Source organism: Paenibacillus sp. M2, from assembly GCF_046713495.1.
Taxonomy (GTDB): domain Bacteria; phylum Bacillota; class Bacilli; order Paenibacillales; family Paenibacillaceae; genus Paenibacillus; species Paenibacillus amylolyticus_B.
Genome location: NZ_CP169648.1, coordinates 2,098,179 through 2,124,446, shown reverse-complemented (window position 1 = coordinate 2,124,446; position 26,268 = coordinate 2,098,179). Strand labels below are relative to the sequence as shown.

24 protein-coding genes are annotated in these 26,268 nt (G+C 48.7%); 9 read left to right on the top strand and 15 right to left on the bottom strand.

The genetic code is table 11. The features are described 5' to 3' along the window. Positions 1-328: 328 nt before the first annotated feature. On the top strand, positions 329-1,447 hold the full coding sequence (gene ytvI / locus ACETMN_RS09800) for a sporulation integral membrane protein YtvI (RefSeq protein ID WP_036609832.1): 1,119 nt from the start codon (positions 329-331) through the stop codon (positions 1,445-1,447). A 101-nt stretch (positions 1,448-1,548) separates the two neighbouring features. Here the strand turns inward: ytvI and ACETMN_RS09795 are convergent, their stop codons facing one another. The 9 genes from ACETMN_RS09795 to ACETMN_RS09755 form a co-directional block, all read right to left on the bottom strand. Next, the gene (locus ACETMN_RS09795) at positions 1,549-1,947 is read right to left on the bottom strand and encodes an FxsA family protein (protein ID WP_091014578.1); all 399 of its coding nucleotides are present in this window, start codon (positions 1,945-1,947) and stop codon (positions 1,549-1,551) included. 7 nt (positions 1,948-1,954) lie between these two features. Further along, positions 1,955-2,491 (bottom strand): acyl-CoA thioesterase, encoded by a 537-nt coding sequence (locus ACETMN_RS09790; RefSeq protein WP_091016122.1) that lies wholly within the window; start codon positions 2,489-2,491, stop codon positions 1,955-1,957. 101 nt (positions 2,492-2,592) lie between these two features. Then, the gene (gene pyk, locus ACETMN_RS09785; RefSeq protein ID WP_017689492.1) at positions 2,593-4,020 is read right to left on the bottom strand and encodes a pyruvate kinase; all 1,428 of its coding nucleotides are present in this window, start codon (positions 4,018-4,020) and stop codon (positions 2,593-2,595) included. A gap of 105 nt (positions 4,021-4,125) precedes the next feature. Beyond that, positions 4,126-5,157 carry an acetyl-CoA carboxylase carboxyltransferase subunit alpha gene (locus ACETMN_RS09780; RefSeq protein WP_210107639.1) on the bottom strand — a complete coding sequence of 344 codons (1,032 nt, stop codon included), beginning with the start codon at positions 5,155-5,157 and terminating at the stop codon, positions 4,126-4,128. Then, positions 5,158-6,051: an acetyl-CoA carboxylase, carboxyltransferase subunit beta gene (gene accD / locus ACETMN_RS09775; protein WP_036609844.1), complete on the bottom strand. Its 894-nt coding sequence runs from the start codon at positions 6,049-6,051 to the stop codon at positions 5,158-5,160. A gap of 63 nt (positions 6,052-6,114) precedes the next feature. Then, positions 6,115-6,249 carry a hypothetical protein gene (locus ACETMN_RS09770; protein ID WP_258170212.1) on the bottom strand — a complete coding sequence of 45 codons (135 nt, stop codon included), beginning with the start codon at positions 6,247-6,249 and terminating at the stop codon, positions 6,115-6,117. Between the two features lie 207 nt (positions 6,250-6,456). After that, entirely contained in the window at positions 6,457-6,645 is a 189-nt protein-coding gene (locus ACETMN_RS09765) for a hypothetical protein (protein WP_017689496.1), read from the bottom strand. A 284-nt stretch (positions 6,646-6,929) separates the two neighbouring features. Next, positions 6,930-7,421: a phosphatidylglycerophosphatase A gene (locus ACETMN_RS09760; RefSeq protein ID WP_036609851.1), complete on the bottom strand. Its 492-nt coding sequence runs from the start codon at positions 7,419-7,421 to the stop codon at positions 6,930-6,932. 311 nt (positions 7,422-7,732) lie between these two features. After that, on the bottom strand, positions 7,733-11,866 hold the full coding sequence (locus ACETMN_RS09755) for a DNA polymerase III subunit alpha (RefSeq protein ID WP_411736058.1): 4,134 nt from the start codon (positions 11,864-11,866) through the stop codon (positions 7,733-7,735). Between the two features lie 267 nt (positions 11,867-12,133). Here ACETMN_RS09755 and ACETMN_RS09750 point away from each other — a divergent pair, with 267 nt between their 5' ends. The 3 genes from ACETMN_RS09750 to ACETMN_RS09740 all read left to right on the top strand — a co-directional run bounded on the left by ACETMN_RS09750 (position 12,134) and on the right by ACETMN_RS09740 (position 13,397). Then, positions 12,134-12,463 carry a YtrH family sporulation protein gene (locus ACETMN_RS09750; protein ID WP_026081169.1) on the top strand — a complete coding sequence of 110 codons (330 nt, stop codon included), beginning with the start codon at positions 12,134-12,136 and terminating at the stop codon, positions 12,461-12,463. A 21-nt stretch (positions 12,464-12,484) separates the two neighbouring features. Then, a complete protein-coding gene (locus ACETMN_RS09745; RefSeq protein ID WP_017689500.1) occupies positions 12,485-12,973 on the top strand; it encodes a hypothetical protein in 489 nt (162 codons plus the stop codon). A gap of 82 nt (positions 12,974-13,055) precedes the next feature. Then, a complete protein-coding gene (locus tag ACETMN_RS09740) occupies positions 13,056-13,397 on the top strand; it encodes a YtpI family protein (protein ID WP_091014581.1) in 342 nt (113 codons plus the stop codon). A gap of 143 nt (positions 13,398-13,540) precedes the next feature. Here the strand turns inward: ACETMN_RS09740 and ACETMN_RS09735 are convergent, their stop codons facing one another. From ACETMN_RS09735 to ACETMN_RS09725, 3 genes are all read right to left on the bottom strand, one after another. After that, positions 13,541-14,875, bottom strand: coding sequence for a DRTGG domain-containing protein (locus ACETMN_RS09735; protein WP_091014583.1), 1,335 nt, complete (start codon positions 14,873-14,875; stop codon positions 13,541-13,543). Between the two features lie 245 nt (positions 14,876-15,120). After that, a complete protein-coding gene (locus ACETMN_RS09730; RefSeq protein ID WP_085981456.1) occupies positions 15,121-15,405 on the bottom strand; it encodes a hypothetical protein in 285 nt (94 codons plus the stop codon). Positions 15,406-15,517: 112 nt separating this feature from the next. Continuing rightward, a complete protein-coding gene (locus ACETMN_RS09725) occupies positions 15,518-15,865 on the bottom strand; it encodes a YlbF family regulator (RefSeq protein WP_036609862.1) in 348 nt (115 codons plus the stop codon). Positions 15,866-16,101: 236 nt separating this feature from the next. Here ACETMN_RS09725 and ACETMN_RS09720 point away from each other — a divergent pair, with 236 nt between their 5' ends. Genes ACETMN_RS09720 through ACETMN_RS09700 form a run of 5 tightly spaced genes read left to right on the top strand, consistent with a single transcriptional unit; the run spans position 16,102 to position 22,464 of the window. Beyond that, complete coding sequence (locus tag ACETMN_RS09720; RefSeq protein ID WP_091014585.1) at positions 16,102-17,469, top strand: YheC/YheD family protein; 1,368 nt, start codon at positions 16,102-16,104, stop codon at positions 17,467-17,469. 50 nt (positions 17,470-17,519) lie between these two features. After that, a complete protein-coding gene (locus ACETMN_RS09715) occupies positions 17,520-18,710 on the top strand; it encodes a YheC/YheD family protein (RefSeq protein WP_091014587.1) in 1,191 nt (396 codons plus the stop codon). 60 nt (positions 18,711-18,770) lie between these two features. Continuing rightward, positions 18,771-20,144 carry a YheC/YheD family protein gene (locus ACETMN_RS09710; RefSeq protein WP_036609869.1) on the top strand — a complete coding sequence of 458 codons (1,374 nt, stop codon included), beginning with the start codon at positions 18,771-18,773 and terminating at the stop codon, positions 20,142-20,144. Further along, positions 20,144-21,250, top strand: a complete 1,107-nt coding sequence (locus ACETMN_RS09705; protein ID WP_091014589.1) for a YheC/YheD family protein — start codon at positions 20,144-20,146, stop codon at positions 21,248-21,250. The genes ACETMN_RS09710 and ACETMN_RS09705 overlap by 1 nt, the downstream gene beginning before the upstream one ends. Before the next feature lie 35 nt (positions 21,251-21,285). Continuing rightward, positions 21,286-22,464 (top strand): YheC/YheD family protein, encoded by a 1,179-nt coding sequence (locus ACETMN_RS09700; RefSeq protein WP_091014591.1) that lies wholly within the window; start codon positions 21,286-21,288, stop codon positions 22,462-22,464. A 62-nt stretch (positions 22,465-22,526) separates the two neighbouring features. Here the strand turns inward: ACETMN_RS09700 and ACETMN_RS09695 are convergent, their stop codons facing one another. From ACETMN_RS09695 to ACETMN_RS09685, 3 genes are all read right to left on the bottom strand, one after another. Then, complete coding sequence (locus tag ACETMN_RS09695; protein WP_091014592.1) at positions 22,527-24,449, bottom strand: alginate lyase family protein; 1,923 nt, start codon at positions 24,447-24,449, stop codon at positions 22,527-22,529. Beyond that, positions 24,446-24,781 (bottom strand): cupin domain-containing protein, encoded by a 336-nt coding sequence (locus ACETMN_RS09690; RefSeq protein WP_036669940.1) that lies wholly within the window; start codon positions 24,779-24,781, stop codon positions 24,446-24,448. Before ACETMN_RS09690 ends, ACETMN_RS09695 begins: the two co-directional genes overlap by 4 nt. Before the next feature lie 67 nt (positions 24,782-24,848). Then, a complete protein-coding gene (locus ACETMN_RS09685) occupies positions 24,849-26,246 on the bottom strand; it encodes an ABC transporter substrate-binding protein (RefSeq protein WP_091014594.1) in 1,398 nt (465 codons plus the stop codon). Positions 26,247-26,268 lie beyond the last annotated feature (22 nt).

Below are 26,268 nucleotides of genomic sequence, written 5' to 3'. Positions count from 1 at the left end.
GTTTCAAGGCCATACTTCTTTATCGGACTGATAAAGCATTTTTGAAAGCCTTTACAAAAACAAGGTTGACATTTAATGTTTTTTAACCAATCCTGTCGTATGAAGAACTTTCTATTGCTATATTCTGTAATACTAAGGCATACTCTAGGCAAAAGAAAGAATCCTCGTAGATCTTGTTCAAAAGTCCGCTTTTGAACAAGATCTGGTAACATCCCGGCGTTTCAAAACCTTGTAAATGCTCTATATTAATTAAGATAGCCATCTATTTTTAATACTGCTTCATGGATCATACATAGGTCGGCTTAATTGAACTAAGGAGAGTTGATGCTTGGATAGAATAATAATGAAACGCCTGCTCCGGGGCTTATGGGTTATCATTGCGGCCGTTCTGATCGCCGTTGCCATATACTTGCTGTTCCCGCTTTTGTACCCTTTTGCGATTGCCTGGATTATCGCCTATGCCATGAATCCTTTAGTGAAACTGCTTCAGCATCGAGCACGATTCCCGCGCTGGCTGGCTGTAACTCTTTCACTGATCCTTTATTTTGGAGCCATTGCGGTGGTGCTGTCTGCGGCGATTACCCGCATGGTAAAAGAAGTCATTTCACTTACGACAAGCTTTGATCTTCATGTTGATGAGATCAAGGACACGTTTGTGCGCTGGACCCAGAATGACACCATTCAAAGTTTGACTGCGCAGATCAATGAATTTTACAAGGAAAATCCCAACTACCAGGAAACCATCAACAGCAATATTAGTAAAACAACTGAAACGGTGGGTACAGCCGTCACAGATCTGGTCACCGGATTTTTCAACATGATTCTGAGTCTGCTGACTTCCCTGCCTAACATGGGCGCGGTATTAATCGTTGTTCTATTGTCTACATTCTTCATTAGCAAAAGCTGGACCAGGCACAACATCACCGTATCGGGATGGGTCCCCTCTTCCATTCGCAAGCCGATATCCGACATATGGACCGACCTTAAGAAGGCACTGTTTGGATACGCAAGAGCACAATTGATCATGATCTCGATTACAGCACTATTCGTTATGATTGGACTACTTATATTGCAAGTTAATTCAGCCTTCACCATTGCTCTGATGATTGGTTTGGTCGATCTGCTTCCTTATCTGGGTGTTGGCCTTATCATGGTGCCTTGGGCAGCGTACCTCTTTATGAATGGGGATCTGTATCTGGGTATTGGCATTAGTATTATCTATCTGATCTTACTGATCGCCCGTCAGATTATTGAACCGAAGGTACTTGCAAGCAGTGTAGGGCTCGACCCACTTGCCACGCTGGTTGGCATGTTTGTAGGTTTGAAGTTGTTTGGTGTTCTGGGCTTGATCATTGGCCCTGTCAGTCTCGTGATTCTTGATGCGTTCAATCGGGCTAACGTATTACGCGACCTCAGAACGTATATCATCAACGGACGTGTCCGATGAGGCATCATCTTATGAGCACCCAGGAAAATAGAAAAGGCTTCGTTCAACAGAAATCATCTGGTGAGCGGAGCCTTTTTCCATTATGCATAACAACTGGTGTTTCATTTCGGACGACGATAAAACGTAATTTTTCCACTTTTCATTTTTTTCTCCAGCCATCCCAGGAAGAACAGACGGTAAACCGGACGTGTTAATGGAAATATCAGTGTAAACCCGATCAGATCCGTTACAAAACCTGGAATCAAGAGCAAGAAACCACCGACAAAAATAAAAAGACCATCGACCATTTTTCTGCCAGGTACCTTGCCACGCTCCATCTCGGATTTGGCGTCCACAAGTACTTTTCGCCCTTCAAACTGCAACATTGCTATACCAATCAAGGACGTGAGAATCATGAGAAGCAATGTCTTTCCGGCTCCGAACCAGTCACTCATCAGAATAAAACCAAATAATTCAATCACCGGAATGATTAAGAGTAAAGCCCACATCCATTTTCGCATTGACGTATTACCCCTTTCCCAAAAGCCACACCTTTTCAAGCGCGCTGTATAGCTCAGAGGCTGCCTTATCCAGCCGAACTGGCTTCCAGTCTCCATTTACCCACACATGCTGGGTAGAACCTGTAACTAGCCGTTCTCCAGGGAGCGATTCATCAGTTGACCATACCCGTTCTCCAATCGCCATATGCTCATCAGATTCTTCAGACATGCGTCTTACGTCATACTCATAATTCAGTCGCAGACCACTAAATGCAGCAATACGGGTGAAAATGATAATCTCATCATCATATCGGGCAGGCTTGTGATACTTCACATCCAGTCCGGTTACGGGAAGCAGTAACCCCTGTTCCTCTATTTTACGATATGTATACCCCATTTGGCGAATCATCTCAGTTCGACCGATTTCAAACCAATTCAAATAGTTCGCGTGGTAGACCACGCCCATCTGGTCACTTTCTTGATAGCGTACACGAAGACGTGCCGCATACCAGCTGCCATTGCTCTGTTCTCGCACGTTATCGGCCTCCTTCGTTATATCATTCATACGTGTTAAATGGTTGTAAAGTGTCAATAAGATGGAAAAAAAGCAACGGGACAAGAACGCCCCATTGCTTCTTTCCTGTTGCTTCTCCATCCAAGACGCTATTAAGCGTTGTTTGGAATTTGGCTTACTTTAATCAGGTTGGTAGAACCGGAACGACCCAAAGGTACACCTGCTGTGATCACAACCAGGTCTCCTTCTTTAACAAGTCCGGATTTTACGCCGCCTTCAATTGCGTTTTCGAACAAAGCATCCGTGGAATCAACCAGTCTTCCTTTGACAGGAGTTACACCCCAAGCCAGAGCCAAACGACGGGAAGTTCTGTCTTCCGTTGTCACAGCGATAATCGGAGATTCTGGACGATACTTGGAAATCATGCGTGCAGTGTGTCCTGATTCAGTCGAAGTGATGATCGCTTTTGCGTTCAAATCTTGAGCTTGGAGAGCAACCGATTGGCTGATTGCTTCTGTAACTGTTGTTTGTTGAGCAACACGTTGTTTCAGGTACAACTCTTGGTAAGGCAGAGCAGATTCTGCTTTTTCAGCAATACGGGACATAGTCAGAACAGATTCAACCGGGTATTTACCCGCAGCTGTCTCACCGGACAACATGATTGCGTCCGTACCGTCGAAGATCGCATTCGCAACGTCACTTGCTTCCGCACGTGTTGGACGCGGGTTACGCTGCATGGAATCCAGCATTTGTGTTGCTGTGATAACCGGTTTACCTGCAACGTTACATTTTTGGATCATGCGTTTTTGTACCAATGGTACTTCTTCCGCAGGAATCTCAACACCCAGGTCTCCACGAGCAACCATCAGGCCGTCAGACACTTCAAGGATTTCGTCGAGGTTATCGACACCTTGTTGGTTTTCGATTTTGGAGATGATTTGGATATGTCCAGCATTGTGTTTTTCAAGCAATTCACGAATCTCAAGTACGTCACTTGCTTTACGTACAAAAGAAGCCGCGATGAAATCGACACCTTGTTCGATACCAAATACGATATCGTTAGCGTCTTTTTCGGTGATACCCGGCAGAGAAATAGCAACGCCCGGAACGTTAACACCTTTTTTGCTTTTGATCGATCCGCCGTTAACGATACGGCATTTGATCTCGGTGCCTTGCACTTCCACCACAGTCAGTCCGATCAGACCGTCGTCGATCAGAATTGTAGATCCCGGTTCAACATCATTCGGAAGATCTGTATACGTAATGGAAAGACGTTCTTTGGTGCCCAGAATTTCTTCTGTTGTCAAAGTGATGTACTCGTCTTGAACCAATTCGATTGGTTCAACTTCGAGTTTACCTGTCCGAATTTCCGGTCCTTTGGTGTCCAGCAGAATCGCTACTGTTTTGTTCAACTCTTCGCATGCTTGGCGAATCGCAATGATCCGTCCGCCGTGCTCATCGAAATCACCGTGGGAGAAGTTCAGACGGGCCACATTCATACCGGCCATAATCAATTTTTTGGTATTCTCCAGAGATTCACTGGATGGACCAATGGTACATACAATTTTCGTTTTACGCATTTTGGGTTTCCTCCGATTTTAAAGGTATTACTCTTTATCTATTTTTCTTTTTCCAACTATTAAATTTACTATACTTTTGCTCATTTGTATAGGAAATTCGTCACATTATTCAGCATTTCCCGACAAATTACTCGCAACATCGACTTCTACAAGCTCTTGAGGGGTTTCAATGGATGCTTGAGGTTCAAACGTGACCGATCCAATTTTACGGAATTTCTCATAACGATCCTGTTTCAGTTGATCCCCGCTCCAACCCTTCATATCGTCGAGATGACGGACCAAAGCTTCACTGATGAAAGCAGCAGACGCTTCATAATCCCGATGAGCACCGCCGCGTGGCTCAGGGACAATCTCTTCAATGACTTCCATCTCCAGCAGGTCTTTGGCTGTTATTTTCATTGCTTCAGCCGCCTGATCTGCCTTGGATGCATCCTTCCAGAGAATAGAAGCAGCGCCGTTCGGAGAGATTGCAGAATAGATCGCATGTTCCAGCATCAACACACGATTACCCACAGCCATAGCGAGGGCACCGCCGCTTCCACCTTCGCCGATGACCACAACAATAACAGGAACCGATAGCTTCGCCATTTCCATCAGGTTGCGAGCAATCGCTTCCGATTGACCTCTCTCTTCTGCAGTATTACCCGGATACGCCCCTTTAGTATCAATAAACGTAATAATAGGACGGCCAAATTTGTTCGCTTGTTTCATCAGACGCAGTCCTTTTCGGAAACCTTCTGGATGAGCGCTACCGAAAAAGCGGGCGATATTATCCTTCGTGTCTTTCCCCCGCTGTTGTCCGATTACCGTTACTGTCTTTCCATTCAACTTGGCAAGTCCGCCAACAACCGCAAGATCGTCTCCGAACATGCGATCACCGTGCAGCTCAATGAAGTCCGTAAATATCAGCTGGATCAGGTCCAGCGCCGTTGGGCGCTGCTGATGACGGGCCAGATGCATCTTCTGAGCTGCTGTTATGCCAGTGTAGATCTCTTCTTCAAGTCTATGGTAACGTTCTTCCAGGCGGGCAATCTCGTCCGTGAAGTCGATCCCTTTTTCCTGTCCAAACTGTACGAGTTCATCAATCTTTTTGCGCATCTCAACCAGAGGCGCTTCATATGGCAACTCACCCGCCATTTAGACCCCTCCTTTTTCACTATGCATATCCAGAAGCTTGCCAAGAGTGGCCCGAAGCTCTTTCCGGTGCACAACCATGTCCAACTGACCATGTTGCATATTAAATTCAGCCGTTTGGAAATCATCAGGTAACTTCTGACGGATGGTCTGTTCGATAACGATTCTGCCGGCAAAACCAAATACAGCGCCAGGTTCGGCAATATTAATATCGCCCAGGCTCGCAAAACTTGCCGAGACTCCACCTGTCGTTGGGTCCGTAATGACCGAAATGTACAGCCCGCCCTGTTCATCCAAACGGGATAAAGCTGCGCTTGTTTTGGCCATTTGCATGAGACTGAGAATACTCTCTTGCATCCGGGCACCACCTGATGTTGAAAAAATAATCAATGGTAACCGTTTTTCTGTGGCATGCTCAATGGCACGGGTAATTTTCTCCCCTACAACAGAACCCATGCTGCCTGTGAAGAAATCAAAGCTCATGACAGCCACAACTACAGGCAGGCCATCAATGGTTCCTTCCCCCGTAATTACAGCTTCCTTAAGACCTGATTTCAGGCGCTGTTGTTCCAGTTTGTTGCTATATCCAGGAAAGCCAAGTGGATCAACCGATATCATATCAGCATCAAATTCAACAAATCCTTGATCATCAAGTACCATAGCAATGCGCTCCATAGCGTTAAGACGCATATGGTAACCGCAGGCAGGACATACTTTCAGATTTTTCTCCAATTCCTTGCTATATTGAATCGTGCCGCATTTGCTGCACTTGTTCATAAGCCCTTCAGGTATTTCACGTTTTGGGCGTTCTAGGACTTCCTGGCCTTCGCCGGGAAGTGCACGCTCGGAAGGTATGGTAGCGTACTTCCGTTTCTTCTGGAATATATCTTTGAACACAACTACACCTCTCCAGCCGTTGATTTGATGGCCGCAACCTGCAGATCGCTGCTTGTGGCAGCTTCATCCGCGTGCTACGGTAAACCGCTTACGACCCACACGCTGCCATGGGCCTTGTCCAGCATTCACAACAAAAAAATCCGCCGGTACAGGGCAAGGATCACCGGCTTCTGTCAGCACGATTGATGTTACCTGCAAAAACCGAAAGATTGTTGCGCCGATGTTTGAATCTATCTTGGTAGGGTCTCCGGGAGCAACCAGGTCGGTCCTTGTCCTAACAAAAAAAGAAGGAAGGACAGCAGCATACAATACATGCAAGTCGATTCCTCTCTCCGCTTACGCGATTAGTCCCTTATGTACCGATGGTACTTCTTCATCTGCCAAGGCACGTTGATGTCGAACAAATCAGGAATGCAAAATGGAATTCAGCACTTCCTGGACCTCTTCCAATTCCCCAGAAGGGACGCGAATCTCAAATTGCTGCTTGGATAAACTGATGGGACGGGTCTGTACCAGAAAACCTTCTTCCGAAAGCTTGGTCTTGATCTTGTCCGCAACCTTTGCTGTCGGTGCAATGTAAATCACCGTCCACATGCCTTGTCCGCCCCCTAAGCTAATGTTCAGAGCCCGTATATTGGACTAATGATAACATACCTCACTTTTTTTCTGCAAGAAAGGGTTCGGGACCTTTGGGGAGAATTTGGGATCATGAGGGACATTAGTCCCCCACGAATAACTCATATGGTTGACGAAATCTTCTTGTTCATACCTCTTCCATAAGCAGCCGCAAGCTTATCAGGGCAGCGTCAGCCGCCCTTGAAGACCTTCATATGAGCCATTAGATTGATCATAACAGACAAGCATGGAAATACAGGGGGTTAAAGGTCTGAGGGGTATTTTTTGGCTTTAATATTTTTGTGAGCAATCCGGGCAGAAGCCGCAGCGGCCACCCCTGCGACCAGATCATCCAAAAAGACATGAATGGCTGTTGTGTGTTCGTTCAAATCATGAATTACACCTATTTTTTCTTTATCCAGGTAACCAAAGCTGGTTAAACCAATCATACCATACACATGAGTAATGCCGAGGGCCAGAGTCTCGTCCACTCCATACAGGGATTCATCCGCTTCCATAATAGCCTGTAACGGTTGGGGCAAGAGCTTTTTCTCCGCAAGTTCGTCGAGAGCAATACCCGTATAGAGCGTATATTGCACCTCTCGTTTCTGGAGAACGGATTTCACGCTGGTTACACAGTCGTCCAAGGTCAGTTCGGGGTGGTACCCTTTTTGCAGACGGTATACAATTGCTGCGATTGCATCAATCCGTACACCCCGCCGGGCCAGCATGGCTTCTACGATTTCATATGACATATCTCGACCTCCCGCATCAATCCCCCGAGGACCGCGAGGTCCTTCGGTGTTCTCAAGTGTATGCAGCAACCTGTTAAAATGTTCATAAAATGTGCGGATGGTTAAGACCAGTCGCACCCTGGACATGTTGCAGGATTGTACATTCCGCTCTGGTCTGTAGCTGGCCTATAAAAAGTCTGTAATTTGTTTGTTTAAACCCTGTCGTCAGTGAACCGCGCTCGCACTAAAATAATCAAAAAAAACCTGTTCAGCATTGAGCTAAACAGGTTTTTTTTATGGAATAAGAACCATCAATTACACGGGACAGTCTTTTATTTAATCTTGACCGTACCTTCACCCAGCATTTTCTCCATATCGGAGAACAAGGTTGGTGATGGCTTAATCCGGTAGGCATCACTCAGCGCAAGCAGCTTCTGCTGCTGCTCATAGAAGAGCACTGTCGCCACAGGTCCGGGATGCTCCTGAAGCAGCTGCTTCAGACGTGCCAGAAGCTCAGGCTTCTCCGCATGCGGGGCAATCTTCACGAACACCCGCTGCTCCACAGCCCGCGGTTCGCGGCTCTGCGCCGGGCTGCCTGCCGCCTCAGCGGCACCGCCAGGGCGGGAAGCCGCCGCCGTGGCTGCGCCCGCTGCACCGCTGCGCGTCGCTGCCGAGCCTTGGCTCCCGCTGCTACGCGCACCGGAAGCATCCCCGCCTGCGCTGCTGCGCTGCGCTTCGGCTCCTGCACCCGCTGGCCGCCGCGGCGAAGCCGCCTGCGCCGGGCGCGAAGAGCTGCCGCTGCCGGGCTTGACGCGCCGGTCGCGGCTGCGCAGCTGCTGCTCCAGTGCCGCCGGTGACAACGGCACCACTTCCTCAGCCAGCAGCTTAAACCCTTCGTCCTGCTGCTGCACTTTGGCACGCACGACGAGCAGTTCACCTTTCCCGACATGCTGCTGGCTACGCCGCCATACCTCGGGAAAGAGAACCACTTCACAGCGTTCAATCTGGTCTTCCAGCTCCATGAACGCCATAGCTTTGCCCTGTTTCGTCGTAATCGACTTCACGGACACAACCATACCCGCAGCGACGGTCATCGTGTCGTCTGCAGCCTCGGTCAGCTCCATGATCCGGTCAGCCCCACTCGATTCCAGCACATCTTCATAGTCATCCAGCGGATGCCCAGAGAGATACAAACCTAACAACTCTCGCTCTAGCTCCAGTTGCTGCCCTGAGGAATAAGGAGGAATTTCCGGATATTCAATCTCCCAGTTTGGCGTCTCAACAAAGTCGAACAATTGAATCTGCAGATCCTCACGTTCCTTGCGCCATTTCAACGCTGCTTCAACAGTCTCATCCAGCATCGCCAGCAATTGGGCCCGATGCCCAGGTAATGTGTCAAAAGCTCCAGCCTGGATCAGCGATTCAATCACACGTTTGTTGCATACACGCAGATCCACACGACGACAAAAATCGAGCAAACTGTCGAACGGTCTCTCCTGCCTTACGATCATAATGCTTTCCATTGCCTGGGTACCGACATTTTTCACAGCGGCCAGACCAAATCGTATTGCACCCGTTAATTTTTCCTCATCCGGACTATCATTAGACACTGCAACGTTCTTCTCCGCAGAGGACAGTTCCCCATGCTCCTCGTGAGAGGAAGACGCTTCTTGTCCTTCGTCATTACCATTTTCCAATGAAGAAGCCGCCACCAATCCCGGTTCCTTCCGGTTGTCGGATGCCTCAGGCATGGTTGTCGCTGCCTGCCAATCATATCCACCACTGTCCTCATCGGGTCCAGGACCGGGATCATCCGGCAGGGGTGCTTCACCATATTCTGCTTGTTCCGAATGCCCATTATGCTCATGAACGCGATCTTCCCTGAAGGAACTCCCGTTACCATTCGCGGCATGTTCTTGGGAAGAGCTTCCGGCGTCACTCTTGGCATCTGCTCCCGCAGTCTGCTGCGATGCGCTGCTCTGATCCCCGGCTCCTGCGCTGCCGGACGGCACAAATACAGGTGTAAACAGAATACCGCTCTCATTCACATCCGGCGGAAGCACCTCCATGTCCATACGCCGACATTCCACTACGTACTCTGCCACTTTCCGATGACTGCCCATTACAGCTGTTAACATGGATGCCATAAAATGAACCGGATAATGCGCCTTCAGATACGCCGTCTGGAACGCAAGCACACCATATGCTGCGGCATGAGCACGCGGAAAGCCATAGTTGGCAAACTTGACGATCATATCATAGACCAGGTCTGCCTCTTCTTCGCTATACCCTTGTTTCAGGCTACCTTGTACAAAGTGTCCACGCTCCAGATCCAGCACTTCGCGTTTCTTCTTGGAGACCGCTCTGCGGAGCAAATCTGCCTCACCCAGCGAGAAACCCGCCATCCGGGAGGCTATCTGCATGATCTGTTCCTGATACACGATGATGCCATACGTATCTTTCAGGATAGGCTCGAGATCCACATGGGGGTAATCCACTTCAATCTGTCCATGCTTGCCCTGAATGTATTTGGATATGAACTCCATCGGACCCGGACGGTACAAGGCAAGTACAGAGATTACATCTTCAAAACTACTTGGCTTCATCTCTTTCAGCACACGGCGTACCCCGGCAGATTCCAGTTGGAATATGCCCATCGTGTCCCCTCGCCCAAGCATCTCGTACGTTAACGGATCATCATCGGGAATAAGACGGCAGTCCGGAATTTCTCCATGTTCCCCAATCCAGCGTACACACCGCTCAATGATTGAGAGGGTACGCAAACCAAGAAAGTCCATCTTAAGCAGCCCAATCGACTCCAGGTTTTCCATGGAATACTGGGTTAACGCTGTCCCTTCACTGCCCTCCTGAAGTGGCACCGCATCGGTCAGCGGGTCACGGGAGATAACCACTCCCGCTGCATGCGTCGAAGCATGACGTGGCATACCTTCGACCTTCATGGCCATATCCAGCAGCTCACGTGTCTTAGGCTTGGTTTCATACAGCGCCTTCAGTTCAGGTGTAGCTTCCATGGCCCGCTCGATGTTAATGCCGAGCTGCGCTGGAATCAGCTTTGCAGCCTTGTCCACTTCGCCGTAAGGCACATTCAGTGCACGTCCAACATCACGCACGGCCGCCCGAGCAGCCATCGTTCCAAACGTAATAATCTGGGCGACATGGGCTTTGCCATATTTATGCGCGACATAATCAATGACCTCATCCCGCCGCTCATCGCTGAAGTCAATATCTATATCCGGCATGGAGATCCGCTCGGGATTCAGGAATCGTTCGAAGAGCAGATTATATTTCATCGGATCAACATCGGTAATATGCAAAGTGTACGCTACCAGACTACCTGCCGAGGAGCCCCGGCCCGGTCCAGTAACAATGCCTTGTTTATGCGCATAGGCGATAAAATCCCAAACAATCAGGAAATAATCCGAGAATCCCATGCTGTCGATTATACCCAGCTCATACGCCAATCGTTGTTCGAGTTCGGATCGAAGCTCCGCATCTGTCCAACGCGTGGACTGCGCATAACGCTCCTCCATTCCTTCTTCGCACAGCTGACGAAGATACGCCGAAGGGCTGAGTCCATCAGGAAGCGGTCTGTATTCCGGCAAAATTGATTTGCCGAATTCCAGCTTCAACTCACAGGAATCCGCAATGCGAACGGTATTTTCCAGAGCTTCCGGTACATGAGGAAACAAACGAGCCATCTCTTCTTCACTTTTCAGATAGAGCTGATTGGTTCCAATTCGGAGCCGATTCTCATCATCCACCGTCTTGCCCGTTCCGATACAGATCAGCACATCCTGAAGCTCAGCATCCTCTTCCGACAGGTAATGCGCATCATTGGTCGCTACAAGCGGGATCTCCAGCTCAGCAGCCAGTTTGATCAACTGCGGATTTACCCTTTTTTGCTCGGAAAGCCCGTGATCCTGAAGTTCCAGATAGAAGTCGTCACCAAAGATATTTTTGTAGCGTAACGCCGCACGTCTCGCCTCTTCTTCTCTTCCATGCAGCAAATGTTGTGGTACTTCACCACCCAGACACGCACTTAGACAGATAATGCCCTCGTGATGGGCAGCCAGACTTTCCATATCTACACGGGGTTTGTAATGAAAGCCTTCAAGATGTCCAATGGAGCACAATTTCATCAAATTACGGTAACCCGTCATATTTTTGGCCAGCAAAATCAAGTGATGAATCAGTTGATCCTTGCGGCTTCCCCGCTCTTTGCGGGACCCTGCTGTCATGTATGCCTCGCACCCTATAATCGGCTTGATGCCTCGCTCCATACATGCTTTATAAAAAGGAATTGCACCATACATCACGCCATGGTCGGTCAGCGCAAGTGTCGTCATTCCGAGATCTGCAGCCTTATTCACGAGATCCGGAATACGCGCAGCGCCGTCCAGCAAACTGTATTCGCTGTGAACGTGCAAATGCACAAAAGAACTCATGTTTTTTTCTTCCTTTCGCCGCAGATAGTCACAGCATCGGATCTTCTGATCCGTTTGCTACCCTATCTATCTCATATATATGAATTAAATAAATAAAAAATGGAGTCTCTTTATTAGATTTTGTAACAACCTCTTAAAAGGAGACTTTATTATTCTATTTTATCATAACGTTCGGGGGCACGCCCATACAATAGAAGTACAAGCCGCTCCCCCTGTGACAGACCGAAGACAGGAGGTGTGCTGCTAGGTCTGAAAGGGGTGTTGCCAGTGAGCACATTTTTGTCCAAAGCCATTCTTGATTTCTTTATTGCGTTTGGAATCGTGCTGGGCGGCGCGATGATCGGAGGTATTGGAGCAGTGATCTCTCTTCAGCCTCCGACACAGACGATGCTCGATATTTCTGGGAAAATAAAGATATGGGCACTCGCAGCCGCTGTTGGCGGCACAATAGATCCCATGCGTGTCATTGAGAGCAATTTCCTGGATGGTAACCTGTCTCCGGCGGTCAAACAAATCCTGTATTTAATCTCTGCTTTTATGGGCGCGCATATGGGAACCGAGCTGGTGAAATGGGTGTGCGGCGGAGGCCGGAGCTAATATGAGACAGGAACAGCGTTCATGAGAATTCCGCCATTTTCCCGTTACCGCCCGCTGATGCGAATGACCGCTGTGTTTGTTCTGGGAATGATCGCTGGATGTGTCGTCTACAACGGCGTATTTCACCTGAGTTACAATGCGTTGTGGCTGAACAATCAGGAGCTGCAGCTTCAGCTGCATCAGAATGAGGAGGATATCAAAACGCTGAAAAAATACAGTAAACGCCAAACCGTTATCAAGGAAATCAAGGTCCGTGCAGAAGAATCGGATAAGGGGCCAGATGAGGCTTCTCTGAAAGTGATGTTACAGAAGCTCGGAGACGAACTTGAGGTACTTCGGGGCAGAGATGTATTCAACATCGATGAGTATAGTAAAATGACGAGAATCATGCTGAATCAGAAAGTGTACTCGGTCAGGGAAAAGGAGTACACCGTTCAGGTCAAAACGATGCTAGTTATGGAAGGGGTACTGCAAGTTTGGGTACAGATTCGCATGCACGTTCCTGCGTAACAGCAAAAAACTGCCCTTGTCTGCATCTCTGCATGGTACAATAAGGGCAGTAAATGCTTTCCAGAAAAGGAGCTGCGTCTTTGTGTTCATTGATGTACTCAAATATGCTCTAATCGCCATCTTTGCTGTTACCATGGTTTTTGCAGCCTTGAACAGTATTCGTTCACACAGAAGTTCGGATGCTGCCAGCGCCGGTCTGTACCGTTCGTGGACAAATATCTGGATGGGTGGCATGCTTGTTGTGCTTGCACTGATCCTGATGTTTGTCTTCACGGGTTCCACTTTATCTGTGGTTGTGGAAGCGCTATTTCTGATTATGGGTGCGTATAATGTATTTGCCGGAATACGTAACCGCAGTTATTATGCGAGGCTTCAACAACGGTCCAGTAATGGATCAGGTAAAACCTCCGGACAATCTGCATGATTCGTTGATGTGTTATCGTTCTGTCTGCAAAAAGAGAGTACTTCCCTTCATTAAGCGAAGCCAGAACCGCGCGACAGCGCAACCCGGCAGAGCTTCTCGATCAGGGAGTACTCTCTTTGTCTATGCCCAGGCAACGTACCCTGCTAGGCATGGTCAATCGACTGCAATGTCATTACCGCTTTGCATACCACACTGCCTTCACGGGTAACCACAATGTCCATTTTGCACGTTCGACGACTGGTTTCCAGAATTAACGGTCGAACCAGGATCTGATCCTCAATCTGAACCGGTCGAACAAAATACGTCGTTACATTATCCACCACATGGTCGTTCCCTGTAACATCCCACGCTGCCCGTCGGCCAGCCTGAGTCATCACATTCAACAGAACACCTTCGGAGATCGTACCCAGATCCGTTGCCATCTGAGGAATGATGAATCCGTGAAATAACAATTCGTTCTGTTCACCGCGCTCCTCGGCAAACCCGTTCCAGATCAGATGATCAAACGTCTCTCCCAGTTGTGGCTGCTTCTGTGCATCCCGCATGGCCTGAAGCACTTCCTTGCGTGTGACGGACGCAATCAGTTTGCGGTTCCGATCCACGATTGGCAGAAAATCGATTCCTTCCCAAGTCATAATCTGGGCAGCAGAAGCAAGAGATGTCTGCAATGAAGCCGTAATCGGGCGGCGTACCACGCATTTCTCAATACTTTGATCTTCTTTCAGCTCACTGACATCCTTCAGACTCACAATGCCGATGACCCGGTTCCATTCATCCACGACTGGAAAGCGATGTTCACCCGTCTCTGAAACCAACATATGAAAATCTGCGGCTGAACTGGTCACCTTCAATACCTGCAAGCGAGGTTTCTGACCAATGATATCCTCAACAAGCATAATTTTTTTCTTAATCAGCCGGTCGAAGATCGCACGGTTAATCATCGAAGCCACCGTGAATGTATCATGTCTGGATGAAATAATCGGTAGCCCAAGCTCGTCAGCCATAATTCTTACTTCACGACTTGTCCCAAAACCACCCGTAATCAACACGCCCGCTCCTTGTTCGAGGGCAAGCGAGTGAGCATCTTCACGGTTACCCACAATCAGCAAGCTTCCAGCGTCAATATAACGGGCCATTGCCTGTTCTTTCATCGCACCAATCACATACTTGTGCAGCGGTTTGGCGAGACCTTCGTTCCCCCCCAGCACATGGCCTTCCACAATGGTCACAACATCAGCAAAGGTCAACTGTTCCGACATGCCCCGAGGTCTCTTCTCGATCCGCACCGTTCCAATTCGTTCTTTGGTCACGACCAGCCCGAAGTTCTCCGCCTCTTTCACCGCACGATATGCTGTCCCTTCACTTACACCCAACTCCCGTGCAAGTCCACGTACTGATATTTTGCTGCCAACCTTCAGTTGTTCAATATGTTGAAGTAACTGTTCATGCTTCGTTACGTTCTCTTCCTGTCCGTCCAACTGTACCACCCCCGAAGATGCATCTGTACTATACTGTATCTATTATAACACGGCTTTAGGAAAATAACCCCATATCCTATCCCGCTCTCAGGGGAATGGCACCGAATGAGTTCACTCTTCCATGTTGTACGCTAATCCGTTATATACCAAAAAGACCGGACCCCTTATGCGCAAGGTAATCCGGTCTTATTCCAGAGGCAGAACCAACGCTGTTGGCCCTGACGTGCAGAATGTATTTCCACACCTTATACAGACTCGCTCCGCTCCTGCTTGTCCAGCAGTTTCATCTCCCACTGCCGCAGCTTCGCCCGGCGAACGGCTTCCAGTGCACGCTTCTTCTCTTCATCCACACCGAGAATAAAATGCAGATGTGCACCAACGATTAATAAAGAGAACAGCACCCATACGATGCCAAAAATATTAACCCAGTCCATTCCTCCAGCAAAGGAAATCCGCGGCAGTGCAATGACCAGCATCGACAACGCAATAAGCAGATAGATCACATGTTTTGCTTTTTTCAACCTCTTCACCATTCACAGCTCCTTCGTTCTTGATCGACTCTATATGTCTAGTCTATGAACGATAAGGAGCTAATATGAAGGTTCAGGTAAAAAAACAAGACAACCTTTTTGAACTACCTTTTTACGCTTCAGCGCCACCGTACAGATGACCCAGACTATCAGCAATAATTTTATTCACGTCTTCAATAATGACACTAAGGCGACGCTCCGCATCAAACAAGCGACGGATGTTCAGATTCAAGCTCAGTACTTCAAACAGTTTCTCCATTTTCTCCATCTCATCCGGAGCGGGCATATCCCCGCTCATCATACGTTGTTGCAATTCCATTTGTTGATCACGGAAGTTATCCAGCATTGCTTTTGCATCCGGATCAGCTTCAATCAGCTTCATCGCGGAAGTAATCTCTTCCACCTCGCTGCTTTCTCTCAGTGCTTTGGCCAAATCATTGGCTTTGTCATAAATGTTCACTATTATTCCTCCTCAGATTGGTTTGTTCATCCGTGTTAATACACGCTTTTCTCTCCTGTCAAACAAGGACGATCTGAAACAGGCCATCCATAACCTGCCTTAAATCAAATGCATTTAATCCATATGGGTCAATCACCAAGGGTTATATGTCCTCATATGATGAAGCACATGCCATGTTCAGATGCCGTTCAACTTCGAGATCAGACATCAAGTTGCCGCCCGGAAGGAGATCCGTGATGTCCACTAAAAAAGTAACGATTCAGGTTACCGGCTCGGGCATCCTGCAGGACGACGTCATCATGCTGGGCGAAGGGGTGCTTAAGGCGCTTAAAATCCCTTCAGGAAGGCCGCTTCAGCTGCAATTTGGCTCTTTCCGCCGCGAAGTCACTGTTATTCCGGTACCAAGGTATGACGGGCTGCGCATCAATCAGACAGTTGCCACCAAGACCGGTCTCGTTCCACGTTCGGTCCTGAGGGTATCCTATCGTTCAGCCAGCCGTACGCTTCGCCTTGGACCCTACATCAGTGTACTGGTTAGCCAGGATTATCCCGATCAGCCCGATCGGCCCTTTGGCTCCATCACGATGTTCTGTCAAGAACTGGTGAACGCCTGCCGTAAGCAAGGCGCCTATGTATCCTTTTTCACACCGGAGGATATTGGAGCGGTAACGGGTTATATGAAAGGCTGGGTGTATGATGACGGCTGGAAAAAGACTGTTCTGCCTGTAGCAGACGTCGTCAATAACCGGCTAACGTCCCGCAAGCTTGAGAACAAACCTAGCGTACAGCATTTTATGAAAGAAGTAAAATCGCTCTACGGCACGCAAACCTTCAATGAAAAGTTTCTGGACAAAAACGAAGTGTTTGACGCACTCAAGTCCATTTCAACGCTTAAACGAGTTCTTCCCGAGTCTCATTTGCTCAAGACGTCCGCCATGCTCAAGACGATGTGCAACCGACATCCGGTTGTATTTCTGAAGCCCGTACGCGGTTCTTTGGGCAAAGGGATCATCCGGGTCTCACGTCAGACAGACGGAAGCTTCCTGACTCTGGCGACTGGCGTCGGGGGTACCCGGAAACAAACGTATACTTCTCTGGATAAACTGTATGCCAGTATGTCTGGGAAAATGAAAACAACGCGTTATCAGATCCAACAAGGGCTGACTCTCATTGACAACAGTGGCAGACCCGTGGATTTCCGTGCGCTCGTGCAAAAAAACCGTACAGGTAAATGGAGTGTAACCTCCATCGTCGCCCGGATTGCAGGCGGGAGTCACTACGTATCCAATCTGGCACGGGGTGGAAGTCTAAGCACCGTCAAGGATGCTGTTGCCAAAACACAGTTGTCTGGATCAGCCAAAGCTTCCGCGTATGCAGGATTGCACACCGCAGCACTGGATATCGCAAAAGGGATCGAGAGTGCCATCCCTGCTCATTTTGGTGAACTTGGTATTGATTTGGCTCTGGACACCACTGGGCGCGTATGGCTGCTCGAAGTCAACTCCAAACCATCCAAGAATGATAATACACCACTGAGTGAGAGCAAGATCCGCCCTTCCGTCAAAGCCATGCTTGAATACTCTACGTACCTGGCGGGTTTTTGAAAAGTTATTCCCTATTGGAAACAAATCTGATAGAGGAGAGGTGCAGCGTAATGTTTCCATCATCTCAGACCAAGATACTGGCCATTCTGGTACGTGCAACCGAAGGCTCACCTCCCTTTACAGATGAACTTTTCTGCCGTCGTCTCAGTTTGGGGAGTATGCGATACGCCCTTCAGATTATTGTGATTCCGATATCGAATGATGCAGTCCATCTCCCTCTTCAATGGGGATATGTCTATCATCAAGGGAAGTGGAATTCGGTACCTGTTCCTGCAGTCGATCTCATTATGGATCGTTGTCTTCGCCCTATCTCCAGGTACGTCAGACAACAGCTTAGGGAATGGATACCAACCAACGGCACAGATCAACACCGTTATTGGTCTGCTTCCCTTCCAGGAAAATGGGAGGTACATCGTGTGTTGTCCCGAAATCCTGAATTGAGGTCTCAACTTGCTCCCACAACCCGGATCGGATCGCATATTCCTTGGGAAACATGGCTGGACCGTTGGCCCAAAGGACTGTTCTTCAAACCGGTATCCGGGACTCATGGCAAAAATACCTTTCGCCTGTCTCAGGGAGCGACTCCATCAACATGGGTCGTGGAGGGGCGTAACAAGGACAATGAACCCTTTTTTCTTACATTCAACCATACCCAGGTTGTATCTTCCTGGCTAGCATCACATCAGGCTGAGCGTAAGATGATCGTGCAGCCATATCTGGAGCTTAGCCATCATGGAAGAGCATTCGACATACGGGCTCTAATGCAAAAGAATGGGCAAGGTCGCTGGACGCTAACCGGATGTATGGTACGGGAAGGACCTGAAGGGTCACTCACGTCCAATCTTCACGGTGGGGGTAAAGCATATCCTGCCCACGCATATCTGCTCCAGCGATATGGAACGATCCGCACGGAAAATCTGCTGAAGAGCATCCGGCAGACTGCTACTCTTATCCCCACCCTGCTGGAAAGCCGTTTCGGCAGGTTAGCCGAATTGGGGCTTGATTTCGGAGCAGATGCAGAGGGCCAACTCTGGCTAATTGAAGTCAACTCCAAACCAGGCCGCACCTCATTCGCAGAAGCGGGCGACCGACGCATGCATACCCTGACTTATACCCGGCCGCTTGCCTATGCCCGTTATCTGTTGCAACAACATGTTCTCACGGACGTCATTCGTCCAATGAAATTGCCGAATACATCCAGCAAAGCTGGCCTGAAACCCATCCCGATTCACGGCGGCTGAGGCCCGCAGCGCCCGCTTGCCATGGAGCCCAAGGATCTTTTCAGGATAGGAGGATAAATCATGAGTTTGACCTTTTGCAATCTGCATTTCACCAAGCAACCGGATAAAGTGGTTTATGTATCCAACGCTTTAATGAAGAGCCTCAACCTGTCCGGCAAAAAAACGGTGCACCTTCGCTTCGGGCGTGACCGGGTACCTGCAACGATCAAACCAATCAAAAAAGCAGGTAAACATCTGTATCTCGCTTCAGGTATCCGTAATATGATGAACGTTCCCAAACGGGGCAGTATTTATCTCCGTAATTTGCAAAATGATGAGGTCCAGTTAGGTCCACTGATCGGCGTACTCTCTGATGGGCCTGCGACGAGCACGAATCCATTCGGTTCTCGTACTGGTTTCATCAAACAGTTACTCCGTGAAGGTAGCCGTAAATCCTACATTTACGCATTTACTCCTCGGGATATCAATTGGCAGAACGAGACGGTATCGGGTTTTTTCCTGAATGATAACGGAAGCTTCACCCGCAGAACGGTACCTCTGCCCGATGTTGTCTACAACCGATTGCCGAGCAGACGCTCAGACTTCTCACCAGCAATCAACCAGCTGCGGGAACGATTTGTTCGCCGAAAAATTCCGTTCTTCAACTGGAGCTTCTTCAATAAATCGGATATCTATACGTTGCTGGAGAACGAGCCGGCGGCAGGACGGTATATCCCTGAATCGATTACCAACCCTTCCGTTGAACAGATGAAGGAAATGTTGGAACGCCATCAGTTCGTCTACTATAAGCCTACTGCAGGAAGTCTGGGGAACGGGATCTACCGCCTGACTTATTCGCCCAAACGTGGATATTTCGCACGTTATCGCAAAAAAGGTGGTAATGCACTCCTGCGTTTTGGGTCCTTCAACAGTCTGATGCGCATGCTTCAGGGAAGACATGGCAAACAGCTACGCGGATATGTAGTTCAGCAGGGAATACGTCTAATTGAGATTGATGAGTGTCCAATTGATTTTCGTTTTCACATGCACAAAAATGGTAACAATCAATGGGTTGTTGTCGGGATTGGAGCCAAAAAGGCAGGACGTGGCAGCGTCACAACACACATCAAAAATGGCGGCTCCCTAATGACTCCTGAGCAGGCGCTCAGTCGCAACTTCGGCGATCGTGCGGGAGAAGTTCTTCAGCATGCCAAATCCGTCGCTATTACACTGGCCCAGGCGATTGAAACCCAGCACCAGCATCTGATTGGTGAGATTGGCTTTGATCTGGGCATTGATCAGGAGGAACATGTATGGATGTTCGAAGCGAACGCCAAACCCGGGCGCTCCATTTTCCGTCACCCTTCACTCCGGGTGGAGGGCAAATCGTCGGTGGAGCACATCTTGGAACACTGCCTGTATTTGAGCAAGTTCCGGAAGAAGGAAGAAATTTGATGAGCCTTCATGATGATTTCAAACCTGTCATTGCTGTTTTGACCATGCATGATAAACAGCGCATGTTCAGGGGAAATCATCAAAATTTTCAGGATATCTTACAAACAGGCGAGAGCATGGGATACGTGGTTTACATTGTAACTGTTCGGGATCTGAACGTGAGTGGTCCCACCGTAAAAGGATACACGTACAACAAGGGGAGTGGAAAGTGGGTTTCACAACCTTTCCCCCTTCCCCATGTTCTGTACAATCGTATTCCCAACCGGGAGGACGAAGGAAAACCTTCCGTTCAGCGTAAAATTGATGAATGCATGCAATCAGGAATCGAACTGTATAACCCATTCTTTTTCAACAAATGGGATCTGTTCGAATGGCTTAAGAAATCCAAATCGACTCAGCAACTGATCCCTTATACTCGGCGGATGCGGAGTGCTTCTTCTCTGGGTGCCGTTCTACGGGCGTATCCCTATCTGTACCTTAAGCCCGAGAGCGGCAAAGCTGGTAAAGGAATCATGATGCTTAAATTCCAGGAAAAAGAACGGCTTCCCTATCGACTCAAAATACAAACCACACGTAGGAGCACGACCTATAAAGCATCTACACTTGCCAAGTTATGGGCACGAATTCGCAAAGAAACCGGACATACGCCCTATATCATGCAACAAGGCATTGAACTGGCATCCTCTCGTAAACGCCCCTTCGATTTGCGTGTTCTTGTACAAAAGAACACCAAGGGCCAATGGAGCGTAACCGGTGTAGGAGCGAGACTTGCTGGCTCCCGCAGCATTACAACGCATGTGCCGCGCGGCGGGAGCGTAGAAGACCCTGAGAAGCTGCTGACCGAGCTTTTTGGCGAAGAAATGTCAACAACCCTGATGAAACGTGTGAAATCCACTTCATTAATGATTGCAAGACAGGTAGAACGGGGATCAGGTTACACGCTCGGAGAAATGTCCATGGATCTGGGCATTGATGACCTGGGGGAACTCTGGTTCTTCGAAGCCAATGCAAAGCCCATGAAGTTTGATGAACCACAGATCAGACGGCGATCATTGGAACGTATATTTCACTACAGCGCTTATCTTGCCCGTCAGTCCAAACGATGATAGACAGGAATACTGCAAAAAGAAGGTGATTGTTTGTGTCCTCACCTGTTCTGGGCATTATGACGTTGTACTTAAATGAACATCGCGCTCTTGAAGAACGAAGCGTTTATCGCAGAATGATTCTTGAAGGGCGCAAGCGGGGACTCGATATCTATGTATTCACACCAGCCGACGTACACCCCGGCGGCAAACAAATTGAAGCCATGGTTTTTCATGAAGGAAAAGGCTGGTCCAGGGAGTGGCGATCATTCCCGGACCTGATCTTTGATCGTTGCCGGATTCAGCGTAACCGAAGGTTCCAGCAATTGCTTGCTTTTCGTGAGAAATATGGGCATCTGCTCTTTCTGAACAGGCCACTGCGCAATAAATGGACCATTCACCAGACCCTTTTGCAAAAAGCCAACTTTCGTGAACACCTGCCGGAAACCGCTCTATTTCAGGATATGTCCGATGTAAACCGGATGCTCAAAGTTTCTTCTCTGGTCTATCTCAAACCCATTAATGGAACAGGTGGACGTGGTATTCTGCGCATTGAACGCAGCAGTAGCGAGGCTAATACAGTGCTTGTTCAAGGGCGGGATCAGAAGCGTCGTATCATCACTCCACGTAAAGTTCATTTATCACGACTTGGCGCGTTGCTCCAGCACTGGAACATGAAAGACAAGTATCTTGTACAAAAGGGCATTCAACTTCAGCTTCCGAATGGACGTGTGCATGATTATCGCATGCTCGTTCAGAAGAACGGTGAAGGACAATGGAAGCTTACTGGATGTGCTGGACGCATGGGTGCAGAAAAAAGCGTGACCTCCAATCTGCATGGCGGCGGTCAGGCAATAGCGATGGACCGACTCATGAAGCAATGGATCGAAGATGACGAACTCCGGGCAGAAATTAACACAACTGCAGAGAAATTCGGTATTGATGTTGCTTCGTTTCTGGAAGATACGTATGGGGACCTATGTGAGTTGGCACTGGATTTGGCGATTGACAGAAGCGGGCGTATCTACCTGCTTGAAGTTAACCCCAAACCTGCACGTGAAGTATTCGCTCGCATCGGGGAGCGGGATATCTATTATAAAGCCATCACTCAGCCGCTGGAGTATGCCTTATGGGTATATCGCAACAGACCTCCCGGAACGGCCAGAAAGCCAGCCATTCCCAGGCCCATTACGCAAAAATCACCCAGAGTAAAAAGAAAAAGGAAAGCCAAGTGAGTGAAGAAAAAGCAGGAGTCTATGTTCGCCAAGTGCGAGCATCTGCTCCTGCTTCACTGTTTTTATTTCTGTTCTTTCGTCCATTGCAGCGTGTCGTTGTCAATCACAATATACCCTTTTTCCTCACCTTGCACATAAGATAATGACAATCTCATCAGGTCAGGTTCCAGTTGGCATGTGGTAACACGTGTAACCCGGTCTGTATGATCCGCGGGCAGGCACAACGTCAGAATACCCACTTTACCCGAGAAATCAGCCTTGCCCTGGATGACCGATGTTTCCGACTTGGAACCATACACCTCAGATACCCAGCCGGGCTGCTCCGTCAACGCGAAGGCTCCCTTTCCCATGCCTGCCGTAACCCATTGCATCGTCAGCGTTATAGAGGATGCCTCATAGCTCATATCCGCCGTCATTTCTCCAGCTTCATTGATCCTCAACGCAATATCCGTTTGCGGATGCAGGTGAAAACGTTGCTCCAAAGTATGCTCTGCTTCAGCCTCCAGCCAATCCACAATGAGTAGTATAGGGGTTTCCACCCCTGCCAGCATCCACCGACGATGTGTAACTGGATCTGACAAATGCGTATATCCATCCTGCGAAGCATCAATGAAGTGATAGCTGTCATTGCTCTCCCAACGTAACGTTGTGGCCTGAGCCTCCGGTTCACCCCATTGCTGTGTGGAGAGATAGGGTGTCTGATCCAGACCATCCACCGTGACGGTATTGTGCGCCCGCGTACTTTTGAAGTACCGACGCCATTTCCCTTCTTCATACGTATAACGTCCGGTGTCCGTGAAGAAAAGCTGGTTCTTCCACATCCACTCCACATTCAGCGCATCCGCATGTCCGTGTGCTCCGCCCATGGCAGCCGCATCAAAAAAAAGATATTGATACTTGTCCCTCATGACATAATATCCTGTCTGCGGGAAAGCTCGGGTCGACAACGCCGGAGAAGAAGAAGCCTGTAGTCGGAGGCATCGCTCATATTTCTCCACACCCAGCAACCAAAGACACTCAGAGCTATCCGTTCCGCGAGCCATCAAATCATCATCGTCCAGGATCGCGCCAAGCAAGGTCAGTCGTTGTCGTCCATCGCCAACCCAATCCGAATCACCAATACCGGTAGACTGATGATCTGGTCGGATCAGCGCCTCGGTGAATGCAGTCATTTGGCGCAGACAGCGGGCATACCATGCCGAGAAAGGATGCCCTGAAATCTCGCCCAACCGATAAGGCGTGCCAAACATCTCGATGCTGGCATTGTGGTAATGTGTTGTCAGTTCAACCTGTATTCCTTCTTCACCCAACTGATGCAGCAAACACAGCTCAAGACGTTCCATCGCCACTTGACGCCAGTATGGACTTCGCGGGTGCTGGTGGTAGAACGTAGCAATCATGAATAACCCTTGCATATGCATAATGGCATGATTGATTTCCGTGCTGCCGAGGTAACGGGTCAAAAACTCGGCGTGCTCGTCCAGACCTTGTCGAAACTCCGCCTGAAAGCCTTCGTCTATCAGTGAACTCGCTTCCATATATTTATATGCCGATATCCAGGACTGTACACGTAGTCCCGTCTCCAGCAGGCGCCACGGACCGGGTTTTTGAAAGAACACAGCCTCGTCGTAAACCAGATTTACAGGTACCGGGTTTTGCTGTCTCCAGCTACGGAAGTGGTCAATAAATGCTGTTACATATAGCGGATTGCCCTTCATCAGATACGCCTTGCCCAGATCGAGCATATGCCAGTGTCGATTGATGCCCCATGTGAACTCCAGATCATTGGTCGGGTTGTGAAGCCAGTCCACAGGTGTCCCCATCGGAATCCAGCGATTCAGATCGTTGGTATAAGGAACGATAAATTCATTCAGGATGGCACGATTGGCAATCGTGAGCGAATTTCGGGCTTCTTCCGGAAAATGTTTTTCATAATATTGGGCAGCCCGTTGCAGATCCGTTGCCGAAAGGTAAAAATCGCTCATTGGGATGCCTCAAGGAAATCCTGACGGAACGGGGTAAATACATCCAGAATGACGGAGTCCTCCAGTGCCTTGACTCCATGCGGGACGTTAAAACCGGCATAAAAGCTGTCTCCTGCTTTTAAGATGCGAGTTTCTTCACCGACCTGAACCTCAAAGCTGCCTTTGACGATATAACTGACCTGCTCGTGCGCATCATGGGAGTGAACTTCTCCAATACCACCTTTAGCAAAGGTAACCTCCACCATCATTAATGTACCGCCCATACCCAAGATCTTGCGGGAACTCGTTTCGTTCACGATATGTGCATCGATAGACGCATGATTAATAATCATTTTGCTTTCCCCTTTCCTTGTGAATAAGCGACCGAAGTAGTTAAACCACGGCCGTTATGAACGTTTATTAGTCTTCTGTGGACAATTTACCCTGAAGTTTGGAAGAATCAAACGAAGGATCAGCAGTTATGTTGGTCAGCCCTGCCGCTTTGGTTTTCTCCAGAGCCGCATTGTACCTTGTATCCAGATCTTTGATCACAGCATTGAGATCGCCACCCGTGAATACAAAGATTGAAAAAGCCTCACTCCATTTGGTGCCTTCCAGTGAACTCTCGGTTACCACACTTGGATTTGCCGGGAAAATGGCATCATAACGTTTGGGCAGGAAACCTTCAATGCCCGGAATGCTTGGTTTTTTGTCAGAGCTTAATACAGCAGGAATCAGTGAGATTCCGTATCCTTTTTCGTAATACTCACTCTGAAGATCTGTGCTGTACACATACTCCATAAACTTCCATGCCGCTTCCTTGTTGGCAGAATCTGCATTGATGCCGATGTAGGAGCCCCCAATGACTTGTGAAGCGCCCTTGATCGTTCCATCATTTGTTGGCACAGGAGCCGCTGCCCAATTTTCTTTTGTAGGAAACTGATCTTTATATACTCCTGGTTCACCGGAGTGGTTAATGTACATTCCGATTTTGCCTTGAGCAAACTGGGCTCTGAGCGGATCGATGTCCAGACTTTCAACCCCTGGCAGCATGCTGCCATCCTGATTCATCTGACGAAGCGCCATTGCGATATCCTTGTACATCCCAAAATCAAATTGGCCAGTCTTGTAGTTGTAACCATCAATACCAACATTATTGCTCGCACCTGCAATTGTATTGGCTGCTCTCCAGAAGCCGCTGCTGCTCTTGAATGGGCTGGCAAAGCCATAGATGCCTTCACTTTTACCAACTTCGGTAATTTTTTTGGCATCCGCAACCATCTCAGTCAACGTTTTTGGCGGACTCTCGATCCCTGCCATTTTGAAAATATCCTTGTTATACACAAGTCGCCAGACCTGCCCTGTATTGGGGAGGGAATATATTTTTCCATCAATCGTGTTTTTATTTTCAATCAAGCTGTCTTTAAATACGGCCTTCATCTCATCACTCATATATCCATCGATCGGGGCGAGATACCCCTTCTGATAATATGTCTGAAAATCATTAACTTGCAGCACATCGGGTGCCTGCTTGCTGGCAAAAGCAATATCGACCGCCTGTGGATAGTTGTCCCCCATCACGGTCATCTCCACTTCAATGTTGTCCTTGTTCGTCTGGTTGAACTCATCGATCTTGGATTTCATAAAATCAGCATCATGGCGGTCCGGTGTCCAATATATGATTTTGGTTTTCCCTCCGGCATTCTCCCCGCTCGTCCCCGATTCGCTATTTGCCGAAGTACCACTGTCAGCAGAACAACCTGCCAAACTTAGCGCCAGTAATGCACTTAGCGTAGTCACCATCCACTTTTTAACCATTGATATGCCCCCTTATGCTTGT